At 73.8% G+C, this 10,069-nt stretch carries 11 protein-coding genes; 8 read left to right on the top strand and 3 right to left on the bottom strand.

The window, feature by feature from the left end:
• Positions 1–75: 75 nt before the first annotated feature.
• A complete protein-coding gene (locus tag AB0L89_RS14490) occupies positions 76–702 on the bottom strand; it encodes a hypothetical protein (protein ID WP_365139717.1) in 627 nt (208 codons plus the stop codon).
• Positions 703–945: 243 nt separating this feature from the next.
• Between AB0L89_RS14490 and AB0L89_RS14485 the strand changes: the two genes are divergently transcribed.
• From AB0L89_RS14485 to AB0L89_RS14470, 4 genes are all read left to right on the top strand, one after another.
• Positions 946–1,800, top strand: coding sequence for a bifunctional methylenetetrahydrofolate dehydrogenase/methenyltetrahydrofolate cyclohydrolase (locus AB0L89_RS14485; protein WP_365139714.1), 855 nt, complete (start codon positions 946–948; stop codon positions 1,798–1,800).
• A 20-nt stretch (positions 1,801–1,820) separates the two neighbouring features.
• The gene (locus tag AB0L89_RS14480; RefSeq protein WP_365139711.1) at positions 1,821–2,294 is read left to right on the top strand and encodes a DUF3017 domain-containing protein; all 474 of its coding nucleotides are present in this window, start codon (positions 1,821–1,823) and stop codon (positions 2,292–2,294) included.
• Between the two features lie 349 nt (positions 2,295–2,643).
• Complete coding sequence (locus tag AB0L89_RS14475) at positions 2,644–3,807, top strand: sensor histidine kinase (RefSeq protein ID WP_365139708.1); 1,164 nt, start codon at positions 2,644–2,646, stop codon at positions 3,805–3,807.
• 4 nt (positions 3,808–3,811) lie between these two features.
• Positions 3,812–4,510 carry a response regulator transcription factor gene (locus AB0L89_RS14470; RefSeq protein ID WP_365139705.1) on the top strand — a complete coding sequence of 233 codons (699 nt, stop codon included), beginning with the start codon at positions 3,812–3,814 and terminating at the stop codon, positions 4,508–4,510.
• A gap of 88 nt (positions 4,511–4,598) precedes the next feature.
• Here the strand turns inward: AB0L89_RS14470 and AB0L89_RS14465 are convergent, their stop codons facing one another.
• Complete coding sequence (locus AB0L89_RS14465) at positions 4,599–4,901, bottom strand: hypothetical protein (protein WP_365139702.1); 303 nt, start codon at positions 4,899–4,901, stop codon at positions 4,599–4,601.
• A 222-nt stretch (positions 4,902–5,123) separates the two neighbouring features.
• Here AB0L89_RS14465 and AB0L89_RS14460 point away from each other — a divergent pair, with 222 nt between their 5' ends.
• The 3 genes from AB0L89_RS14460 (at position 5,124) to AB0L89_RS14450 (ending at position 7,673) form a co-directional block, all read left to right on the top strand.
• The gene (locus tag AB0L89_RS14460; protein WP_365139699.1) at positions 5,124–5,888 is read left to right on the top strand and encodes a peptidoglycan-binding protein; all 765 of its coding nucleotides are present in this window, start codon (positions 5,124–5,126) and stop codon (positions 5,886–5,888) included.
• Entirely contained in the window at positions 5,885–6,742 is an 858-nt protein-coding gene (locus AB0L89_RS14455; protein WP_365139696.1) for a helix-turn-helix domain-containing protein, read from the top strand. Before AB0L89_RS14460 ends, AB0L89_RS14455 begins: the two co-directional genes overlap by 4 nt.
• A gap of 394 nt (positions 6,743–7,136) precedes the next feature.
• Entirely contained in the window at positions 7,137–7,673 is a 537-nt protein-coding gene (locus AB0L89_RS14450; protein WP_365139693.1) for a helix-turn-helix transcriptional regulator, read from the top strand.
• 81 nt (positions 7,674–7,754) lie between these two features.
• On the opposite strand, the gene AB0L89_RS14445 is transcribed toward AB0L89_RS14450, so the two are convergent.
• A complete protein-coding gene (locus tag AB0L89_RS14445) occupies positions 7,755–8,303 on the bottom strand; it encodes a peptidoglycan-binding domain-containing protein (RefSeq protein WP_365139690.1) in 549 nt (182 codons plus the stop codon).
• Between the two features lie 361 nt (positions 8,304–8,664).
• Between AB0L89_RS14445 and AB0L89_RS14440 the strand changes: the two genes are divergently transcribed.
• Positions 8,665–9,798 carry a DUF2690 domain-containing protein gene (locus tag AB0L89_RS14440; protein WP_365139687.1) on the top strand — a complete coding sequence of 378 codons (1,134 nt, stop codon included), beginning with the start codon at positions 8,665–8,667 and terminating at the stop codon, positions 9,796–9,798.
• Positions 9,799–10,069: the final 271 nt, after the last annotated feature.

The following is a 10,069-nucleotide window of genomic DNA, read 5'->3' as shown; positions in this document are numbered from 1 at the left end:
CCCCGGTGTCTTCCGGCTGGCCCGGGGGAAGGACACGGCCACCGCCGTCTGCGTGCCGCGAGAGGCCCAAGCCGCTCAGTAGCGCGGCCGGTTGAACCAGGCGGTGCCGCTGGGGACGACCGGGGCGATCGTGATGATGACGGCGAAGACGACCCAGATCAGCGGGCCGATGATCGCGGTCGCGAGACCGGAGTCGAGGCCGACGAAGAGGGCGATCAGGCCGACGATGCCGCCGAGGGCGCCGTACACGACGGTGGTGATCCGAATGCCCTGGCCGCCGCGGCCGAACTTGACGCCGAGCGTGATCGACAGGGTCGCGAGGCCGGCGGCTATCAGGGCGGCGACCACGGCGATCCCGGCCACGGCGTCGCCGCCGTCGCCCACGCCGCCGAGGCCGAAGTCGTCGGCGCTGTCGGAGACGTCATTGGCGACGGCCGCGACGTACAGGTAAATGATCGCGAACAGGATCTGCACCGACGAGATCAGGAACAGGAAGACCCGCGCGGTCATCAGGAGACCCGGCATCGACTGCTGCATCATGTTGCCGCCCGGGTAACCGGGGTAGGCCGGCTGCTGCGGGTAGCCGTAGGCCTGCTGCGGCGGGACGCCGGGCGGGCCCTGCTGGGGGTAGCCGTACCCGGGAGCGGCCGGGGGCTGCTGGGGCGGCTGCCCGTAGGGGTTGTTCGGGTCGCCGTAACTCATGGCGGTCTTCCTCCGTCGGGTAGTGCGGGGACGACGCGGCACATCACGGAGGAAGTTCTACAGATGCGGTCCGTCCCCCCGACACTGCCCGCGGCACTGTGCCGCATATCGTTCTTTAGGCATGGCTTATTTGTCCAGCCGCATTCCCTATGTGTTGTGCAAGTGCAACCTCCTGAACGGGCTGGTGGGCCGCGGGAGTGCCCTGATTGGTACCGGGCGGGCCTCATCCGGGAAGATGGGGTCATGACCGCCCAGATTCTCGATGGCAAGGCCACCGCAGCCGCGATCAAGTCCGAACTGACCGCCCGCGTGGCGGCCCTGAAGGAGAAGGGCGTCACGCCCGGACTCGGTACCGTCCTGGTCGGCGACGACCCGGGCAGCCAGAAGTACGTCGCGGGCAAGCACCGCGACTGCGCGCAGGTCGGCATCGCCTCGATCCAGCGCGAACTGCCCGCCACCGCCACCCAGGAAGAGATCGAGGCGGTCGTCCGCGAGCTCAACGAGGACCCGGAGTGCACCGGGTACATCGTCCAGCTCCCGCTGCCCAAGGGCATCGACGAGAACCGCATCCTGGAGCTGATGGACCCGGCCAAGGACGCCGACGGCCTGCACCCGATGAACCTCGGCCGCCTCGTCCTCAACGAGCCCGCGCCGCTGCCCTGCACCCCGTTCGGCATCATCACGCTGCTGCGCCAGCACGGCGTCGAGATCAAGGGCGCCGAGGTCGTCGTCGTCGGCCGCGGCGTGACCATCGGCCGGCCGATGCCGCTGCTGCTCACCCGCAAGTCCGAGAACGCCACGGTCACGCAGTGCCACACCGGCACCCGCGACCTCGCCGCGCACCTGAAGCGGGCCGACATCATCGTCGCCGCCGCGGGCGTGCCGCACCTGATCAGGCCCGAGGACGTGAAGCCGGGCGCCGCGGTCCTGGACGTCGGCGTCTCCCGCGACGCGAGCGGCAAGATCGTCGGCGATGTCCACCCGGGCGTCGCCGAGGTCGCGGGCTGGATCTCCCCGAACCCGGGCGGCGTCGGCCCCATGACCCGCGCCCAGCTCCTGGTGAACGTCGTCGAGGCCGCGGAACGCTCCGCGGGCTGAACCGGAAAGGGGCCGAGCCCATGAGCGCAGGACCTGACCCGGAGCGCACCCCCGAGCCTCCCGTGGCCAAGGGCGCGGTCAGCGCGCCGGGGCCCGACGGACGGCCGCGGAAGGTGTCGCGCCGCTTCCCGCTGTTCACGCGCGACACCGCGCGGCCCGAGGGCGGCGGCCGCGCCGCGCCCGGCGACGCCCCCGCCCCGGCCCGGCAGTGGCCGCTGCTCGGCGTCGTCGGGCTGGTCGGGCTCGGGCTGCTGCTCACCGCGCTGGACGTGTTCCGCGTCGGCACGCTGCTGATCGGCCTCGCCCTCATCGGCGGCGCCGTGCTGCGCTGGGCGCTGCCGGACGTGGGGATGCTGGCGGTCCGTTCGCGGTTCACGGACATGGTCACATATGGGGCACTCGGCCTGGCGATCGCCCTCCTGGCGATGATGGCGCAGCCCAATCCGTGGCTGGAGATCCCGTTCCTGGACGACACGCTCCACTACACGATCTAGCGCACGCGGTACGCAGCAGGCAGCAGGCAGCAGGTGGCACGCCGCAAACCGCATGCCGCACTTCGCGATCGAGCGCGCCGCCGGTCCGGACCGGCACGACTCACGACGGTGGCCCGTCCTCACACCTGAGGACGGGCCACCGTCGTACGGACCAGGTTCCCCCCGTTGCCTCCCCCGATGGCGATGGCCCAGTCCGGTGCACGACGCTACGGCCCGAAGCGGAACGTGTCGTCGCACTCAGGGTTGACCTTCGTCTGCTCCCGGCGCCGTAGTCGCGCGGTTCCTACAACTTCCGCGGTACCGCGGCTGGTTGACGTTCCGCCGCCCATACGCGGGTTACGCTGCGGCGATGCGGATCCGCCCCCTCATCGTCGACGTGCTCATCGCGGTCGCCCTGACCACGGTGGCCGTGCTGCTCGGGGAGGAGTCGGCGGCGCAGGGCTGGCCGGAACTCGACTCCGTGGGCTACGCGTTGCTGGCACTGGTCAACGTGCCCGTCGTGGCGCGGAGCAAGGCCCCGCTGACCGTGCTGATCGTCGTGCACCTCGCCTGGATCGCGTACGTCACCGCGGGCTACTGGCCCGTGGTGTGCACCTTCGGCCCCATGCTCATGCTCTACACCGTCGCCTCCCTCAGACCCCTGCGCACCTCGCTGGCCTGCGCCGGTCTGATGACCGCCGTGTGGATCTACGCGGGCGCGATCAGCGAGCAGGCCGTGATGGCGTCCGTCGTCGGCCAGGCCGCCGGCTTCTCCCTGGTCATCCTGCGCTTCGGGTACGTGGCGCGCCGATCGGCCGAACTGGCGCGGCAGTTGAAGCGCGAGCAGGACGAGCGGGCCCGGCGCGAGGTCGCCGAGGAGCGCGGCCGCATCGCGCGCGAACTGCACGACGTGGTCGCCCACCACATGTCGGTGATCTCCGTGCAGGCGGGCCTCGCGACGTTCGTCTTCGGCACCGACCCGGCCACGGCGCGCAGCGCGCTCGGCACCATCGCGGGCACCAGCGGTGAGGCCCTGGAGGAACTGCGCCGCATGCTGCGGGTGCTGCGGGCCGAGGACGGCGGGCCGGAGGGCGAGGCCCCCGCGGCGCCGATGCCGGGGCTCGCCCGCCTGGACGAGATGGTCGAGCGGGTGCGCGCCGGGGGAGCCCCCGTCGCACTGCGCGTCACCGGTACGCCCCGGCCGCTCGCGCCCGGCGTGGAGCTCTGCGCCTACCGCGTGGTGCAGGAAGCGCTGACCAACGTCCTCAAGCATGCCCACGGAGCCGCGGCCGAGGTCGAACTCGCCTACCGCGCCGGGCACATCGAGGTCTCCGTCACCGACGACGGAAAGGGGGTGAATCCGGCCAGAGTGAAGACCGGCAGCGGGCATGGCTTGCTTGGGATGCGGGAGCGGGCCAAGCTCTACGGCGGGACGATCAGCATCGGCCCGCTGAGCGAGGGGGGATTCGCGGTGCGTCTCACCCTGCCGACCTCGGCGCGGGCCGCGGCGCGGGGGGACGACGCAACGGAATGACCGGATGACCACGTGCATCAAAGTGCTCGTCGTCGACGACCAATTCCTCATTCGTGCGGGATTGGTCGGACTGCTGCGCGCCGCGCCGGGCATCGAGGTGGTGGGCGAGGCGGGCGACGGCGACGAGGCCGTGGAGCTGGCCGCGCGGACCCGGCCCGACGTCGTCCTGATGGACATCCGGATGCCCGGCATGAACGGCATCACGGCCACCGCGAAGATCCTGGAGCAGGCCGCCGATCCGGCGCCGCGCGTCCTGGTGCTCACCACCTTCGACCTCGACGAGTACGTGTACGGGGCGCTGCGGGCCGGCGCGTCGGGGTTCCTGCTCAAGGACTCGGGGCCGGAGCGGCTGCTTGCCGCGGTGGCCGCGGTCGGCGGCGGTGACGCGCTCTTCGCGCCGAGCGTGACGCGGCGCCTGGTCGAGGCGTTCGCGCGCCAGACGGCGGGGCCCGGCGCGGACGGCGGCAGCCCGCCGCCCGACCTCGGGGTGCTGACGCTGCGCGAGGTCGAGGTCCTGAAGCTGATCGCGCGCGGCCTGACCAACGCGGACATCGCCGAGCGGCTCTACATCAGCGAGGCCACCGTCAAGACGCACCTCAACCGCACGATGAGCAAGCTCGACCTGGACAGCAGGGCGCAGGCGGTCGTGGTGGCGTACGAGACGGGGCTCGTGACGCCCGGCGCGGGCGGTCCGGGCGCCTGAGCGCGCGGCGGCGGGGCCGGGCGCCCGGGCGCGGGCCGGGGCCCGTCCGCTCCCCCGGGGCGGACGGACCACGTGCCCACGGAGGGACTCAGCAGGTGACGACCTTGCCGTAGGAGCCGCGGCCCCAGTTCCACTCCCACTGCTCGCCGTGCTGGTACGTGAGGCACGGCGAGTCGCCGCCCCAGTCGATGACGACCTTCAGGTGCATGGCCTGGCCGCAGAGGTTGGTCACCTTCACGTACTTCTTGTGCTTGATGACGTCCCGCTTGACGCAGGCCGGTGCCGTGCCCTGGACCTCCACGGCGGAGGCCGCGGGGGCCGCCGCGAGGCCGGTGCCGAGGAGGGCGGATGCGGCGATGAGGCCGCCGGCGAGGCGCTTGCCGTACTTCATGTCCGGGTTCCCTTCGTGAGGTTCGTGCCGTTGCCCCACCGACTCTGCCGAGCCGTCCGCACCGATGGCCACAAGACAGGGCCGAAGTCGCTCTTTCGGGGACGTCCCACGCCCTGACCTGCGGGGACGTCCGGTGTGACGACGCGTTCGTGGGACGGCGCCGCGGGTGCCGGGGAACCGGCGGCGGGGCGTCCGTCATCGTGGGAGGAAAGGGGGACGAACATGGCGCGTTGGAAGGAACTTCCCGCCTCGCTGACGGAGCGCGAACGGCAACTCGTCGTCCAGCTCCGCCGGTTGAAGGACCACAGCGGTCTCGGCCTGGCCTCGCTCGCCGCCAGGACCTCGTACAGCCGCTCCTCCTGGGAGCGCTATCTCAACGGAAAGCTGTCCGTGCCGCGCGAGGCCGTCGTGGAGCTGACGCGGGTGTGCGGGGCGGACCCGACGCGGCTCCTGGTGCTGCACGAGGTGGTGACGGCGTCCGCAGGGACCACCGGCGCAACCGCCCCGCCGGCGGACCCGGACGGGGGCCCGGCCCTGGACCCGGATCCGGACCCGGACCCGGCCCCGGAACGGCGGCCGAGGCTCGTGCCGCTGCGGTTCGCGGTCGCCGGGGCCGCGCTGGCGGTGGCGGTGGCGTTCGGCGCCGGGCTGCTCGCCGGAGGCGCGTGGTGGGGCGGGCAGGAGCGGGGGCGGGGCGTCTACGCGTACGAGAAGGGGCGTACGTACGACTGCGCGGACGGCCGGGAGGACGGCGCCCGGTACGCCGGCCACAGCCTGACCCGCGAGGCGCTGCTCGACCGGGGCGGCAGCGGGTGGGAGGTCGTGGAGGCCCAATGCCTGCTGAAGCGGGCGGGGTTCGGGGCGGGCGCGGTCGACGGCGCGTACGGAGAGGGCACGAAGAAGGCGGTCACGCGCTTCCAGCGGGCGCGCGGACTGGTCGACGACGGGATCGTGGGGCCCGACACCTGGGGGGAGTTGCGCAAGTGAGCGTGTCGGAGGGGGAGACGAAGGCGGCCGCGCCGCCCGAGTGCGGACAACTGAGCGCACAGCTGCGGGAGTTGCGGGAGCGGACCGGGCTCAGCCTGGCGGCGCTCGCGCTGCGCACGCCGTACAGCAAGTCGTCCTGGGAGCGGTACCTCAACGGCAAGAAGCCCGCGCCGCGGCAGGCGGTCGTCGCGCTGTGCGCCCTGGCGGGGGAGGAGCCGGGGCGGTCGCTCGCCCTGTGGGAACTGGCGGACGCGGCGTGGAGCGGGCGGGCCGCGCGGGGCGGGGTGGCGGTGGTTCCCGCGCCCGACGCGGCGGACGGGACCGCTCGTCAGGGGACGGCCGGTCCGGCGGAGCGGCGGCGCAGGGGCGCCGCGCTCGTCGTGGGGGCCGCCGCGGCGGCCGTGCTCGCGGGCCTCGCGGTCGTGGCGGGGCTCGGCGCGGGGGACGGGGCGCGGGGCGGGCCGGGCACGGCGCGGGCGACCACGCCCGCGCCGTACGAGCCGCGCTGCGTCGGACGGGCCTGCGAGGGCGAGGACCCCGTGCGGATGGGCTGCGGCGGTCAGGGGCAGGTGGCCTCGCTCGCCGCGCGGGACTTCGCGCCGGCGCGCCGCGTCGAACTGCGCCACGGCACGGCCTGCCGCGCGGTGTGGGTACGGGCCCGGGGGCTGCGCCCCGGCGACCGGGTCGAGCTGACGCTGCCGGGCGCGGCCCGCAAGGCGGTCGCGGCGTCCGACGCGCGGGACGCCCGGCGCTATCTGGCGACCCGGATGACGGCGGCGGCGCACGGTCCCGCCGGGGCGCGGGTGTGCCTGGTGCCTGCGGGCGGAGGGGCCCGCGAGTGCTTCGGTAGGTGACTCCGCGGAGGCCCCGGGGGCCCGTCGGGTGCGTCCCCGCACGCGAGACGGCGCCCGTCCTCTCCCCCGTGGGAGGACGGGCGCCGCCGTTCTGGGGAGCGCGCTTCCTGCTGGAATCCACCGATGTAAGCGGTGCGTTCTGCTCGAGATCCAGAGTCATCGACCCGCCCGGCCCGTTCAAGGGATGCCAGGCCCCTGTGGCACGGAGGTGACCATTCCGCAAAGGTGTTCGGGGCGTGCAACGAGCCTGCTCCGAAGCCTGTGACGCGGCCGTCCGGGGCGTGCGGTGCCGCCCGCCGGAGCCGGCAGGAACCAAACGGTGTCGGGCGGCCGTCACTTGGGCCAAGCGGGCGTGGCCCGCCGGGGCGGAGTGGGCGAGGCTCGGGGGTGGGCCATGGGTGCTGGTGGCTGGCAGCCGCTTCCTGGGGACCTTCCCCCGGAGGTACGGCACTTCGTGGAGCAGCTGCGGCTGCTCAAGGACCGCACGGGGCTCAGCCTGGCCGCGCTCGGCCAGCGGACCGCGTACAGCAAGTCGTCCTGGCAGCGCTATCTCAACGCCCAGCAGCCCCCGCCCCGCCAGGCGGTCGCCGCGCTGTGCCGGGTGGCGGGCGTCGACGCCGAACGCTTCGGCGCGCGCTGGGAGCTGGCGGTGCGGGCGTGGCCGCGGGGCGGGGCGGCGGCGGAGGGCGGCGAGGCGCCGGCCGCCGTGGCGGTGGACCGGGCGCCGGCCGACGGAGGGTGGCCGCGCGGCGAGGAGCCGACCGTCCCGTGGTGGGAGCCGATCGACTTCTCTGCGGTGCCGGGTGCCGTGCGCGGCCGGCGGTGGCACGCCCCGTCCTGGCGCGGGGTCGCCTGCGGCGCGCTCGCCCTCGCCGCGCTGCTGCTCGTCGGACTGCTGTGGATCCTCGCGCGGGGGGTCGGGATGGGCTGAGGGGGCGGGCCCGGGGGAGCCGGGCCCGGACGTGCCGAGGGGACCGCCGGTCGGTGGCGGTCCCCTCGGTGTGTGCGGTGCTCAGCTGCGCCAGTCGTACGCGGCCTTCTTCCACTGGCCGTAGACCTTCACGTAGTACGTGCCGTCCAGCCGCTTGAACGTCACGTCGCGGCTGTAGCCGCTGTACGTGATCCAGCCGCCGCTGCCGTTCGGCCCGTCGAGGAAGTCGTCCGCGGCCCCGAAGGTCTCCTTGCCCGCGATGCCGTCGACGTCCTCCAGGTCCTCGTTGTGCTGCCAGTACTTGGTGGCCGACTCGGTGCGCTTGCCGAAGCGGCCGTCGATGTCCGACAGCTTGAAGGCGTGCCGCTGGCCGTTGGAGTCCTTCCACTTCGCCCCGTCCGCGTACAGGACGGTCTGCCACAGCCGCGTGGCGTTGCTGTCCGCGTGGCTCCAGCGCGAGAGGTCGCCCTCGTCGCCCCAGTCGTTGTACGCGGCGCCCTTGCCGTCGACGACGTGGGGTCCGGTGGCCTGGGCGAGCGACGCGGTGCCGCCGAGCGCGAGGCCCGCCCCCGCCGTCACGGCCACGGCCGTCATCAGAAGCCTTTTCGAGCGGCCCTGGGTGTTGCGCATGTGATCCCCCTAGTGGTGCGCTGACTGCCCTCGATGTTTCCGTGTCACGCACCGCCGAAAAAGGGCCAACTCCCGCAAGCGGGACGGTTTGGGACGTCCCGGGCCGCTGCCTGGGGTTCCGCGTCGCGGGGCGGGACACCGGTGGGACACTGGGTCGCGGACGGCGGGTCAGGACCGCGGTCCTGACCGACGGGGCTCGGGGAGTGTGACGGTGCGCGCCGGTGGCCCGAATGCTCCCGTGCGCCCCCACAGCGGGAACTGACATCCTGGCTCCGCGCATCCCTCTGGGTAGCCCAGGAGCGGGGAGCGCGCGGGTCGGTGCGGGGGCTGGACAGGCACGTACGGGGGGATAGGGGGAGCAATGCCACGTTGGAAGGCGCTACCGGACGAGCTCGATCCGGAGGTCAGGGAGTTCGCCAGCCAGCTGCGCAGGCTCGTCGACCGCAGTGGTCTCAGCATCGCGGCGGTCTCGGACAGGACCGGGTACAGCAAGACGTCCTGGGAGCGCTATCTGAACGGTCGGCTGCTCGCGCCCAAGGGCGCGATCGTCGCGCTCGCGGAGGTGACGGGGACGCAGCCCGTGCACCTCATCACCATGTGGGAGCTCGCGGAGCGGGCGTGGAGCCGCTCCGAGATGCGGCACGACATGACGATGCAGGCGATCCGGATCTCCCAGGCGCGGGCGGCGCTGGGGGAGTTGGGTCCGAATCCTCCGGGTTCCGCCAAGTCCGCCAAGCCGGCGCCGACGTCCCCCCAGCCGGCCAAGGGGGGCGGCGGGAGCGTCCCGCGCAACGGCTCCGCGGGGGCCGGTGCGGCGGGGCGGGCGACCGGGGTCGCCGGGCCGGCCGGGGTGGCCGGAATGGTGCCGACGGTGCCTCCGCAGGGTGCGTACGGTGATGTCTCGGCGTCCGCCTTCGACGGTGGCGGTGGCGGTGGCGGGCTGGGCGTGGCCGGGGCGCCGCCGTCGGGCGGGGGATCGCCCGACGGGCAGCGGCGGCGCCGGAAGCTGACGATGTTCCTCGCGGGGGTGGTCGGTGCGCTCGTCGTCATCGCGGCGGCGGTCTTCCTGACCGGGTTCGGCGGGGACGACAAGGGCTCCGACGAGGCGAAGCCGTCGCCGACGCCGAGCGCGAGCGACTCCGACCTGCCGGCCGGGGTCGAGTGCGGCGGCGCGGACTGCGCGGGCAAGGACCCCGAGACCATGGGCTGCGGCGGGGAGCTCGCGAAGACGACCTCGCGGGCCACGATCGGCAAGACGCTGGTCGAGGTGCGGTACAGCAAGGCGTGCGGGGCCGCGTGGGCGCGGATCACGCAGGCGACGCCGGGGGACGAGGTGACGATCACGGGGTCCGGTGGGGGCGCGGGGGCGAAGCAGAAGGGCACGGTGAACGAGGACTTCGACGCGTACACGCCGATGGTCCCGTCCAAGACCGGCACGTCCTCCAAGGCCTGCGCGACCCTGACGACGGGGCAGACGGGCTGCACGGGTCAGTAGGCGCCTGCGCTTGAACAGGTCTGCGCGGTTGCTTCGTCTGTGGGGCGGGGCTGCGTTGGCGTCTGCCGGTCCGCGCTCGCTTCGTCTCGGGGGCGGGGCCGCGGGGGTATGTGCGTACTCGCCATCCCTGCGCCGCGCCCCAAGTCCAAAGACGCCAACGTGTGCTCGGTGCTCCGTTCGCACATACCCCCACGTCCCCTCGGGCCGGTCGGGCGCGTGCGGCCCGGTGGGGGCCGATGCGCCCGCGCCGCGCCCGGTGGGCAGCAGACCG

It is taken from the genome of Streptomyces sp. NPDC052114, assembly GCF_040680155.1.
Classification (GTDB): domain Bacteria; phylum Actinomycetota; class Actinomycetes; order Streptomycetales; family Streptomycetaceae; genus Streptomyces.
The sequence above is the reverse complement of the archived record's forward strand: the minus strand, read 5'-3'. Positions and strand labels throughout refer to the sequence as shown.

What these genes read in the sequence shown, in the direction of transcription:
- AB0L89_RS14490 (WP_365139717.1), bottom strand. Translation starts at nt 702, where the DNA reads ATGAGTTACGGCGACCCGAACAACCCCTACGGGCAGCCGCCCCAGCAG.
- AB0L89_RS14485 (WP_365139714.1), top strand. Translation starts at nt 946, where the DNA reads ATGACCGCCCAGATTCTCGATGGCAAGGCCACCGCAGCCGCGATCAAG.
- AB0L89_RS14480 (WP_365139711.1), top strand. Translation starts at nt 1,821, where the DNA reads ATGAGCGCAGGACCTGACCCGGAGCGCACCCCCGAGCCTCCCGTGGCC.
- AB0L89_RS14475 (WP_365139708.1), top strand. Translation starts at nt 2,644, where the DNA reads ATGCGGATCCGCCCCCTCATCGTCGACGTGCTCATCGCGGTCGCCCTG.
- AB0L89_RS14470 (WP_365139705.1), top strand. Translation starts at nt 3,812, where the DNA reads ATGACCACGTGCATCAAAGTGCTCGTCGTCGACGACCAATTCCTCATT.
- AB0L89_RS14465 (WP_365139702.1), bottom strand. Translation starts at nt 4,901, where the DNA reads ATGAAGTACGGCAAGCGCCTCGCCGGCGGCCTCATCGCCGCATCCGCC.
- AB0L89_RS14460 (WP_365139699.1), top strand. Translation starts at nt 5,124, where the DNA reads ATGGCGCGTTGGAAGGAACTTCCCGCCTCGCTGACGGAGCGCGAACGG.
- AB0L89_RS14450 (WP_365139693.1), top strand. Translation starts at nt 7,137, where the DNA reads ATGGGTGCTGGTGGCTGGCAGCCGCTTCCTGGGGACCTTCCCCCGGAG.
- AB0L89_RS14445 (WP_365139690.1), bottom strand. Translation starts at nt 8,303, where the DNA reads ATGCGCAACACCCAGGGCCGCTCGAAAAGGCTTCTGATGACGGCCGTG.
- AB0L89_RS14440 (WP_365139687.1), top strand. Translation starts at nt 8,665, where the DNA reads ATGCCACGTTGGAAGGCGCTACCGGACGAGCTCGATCCGGAGGTCAGG.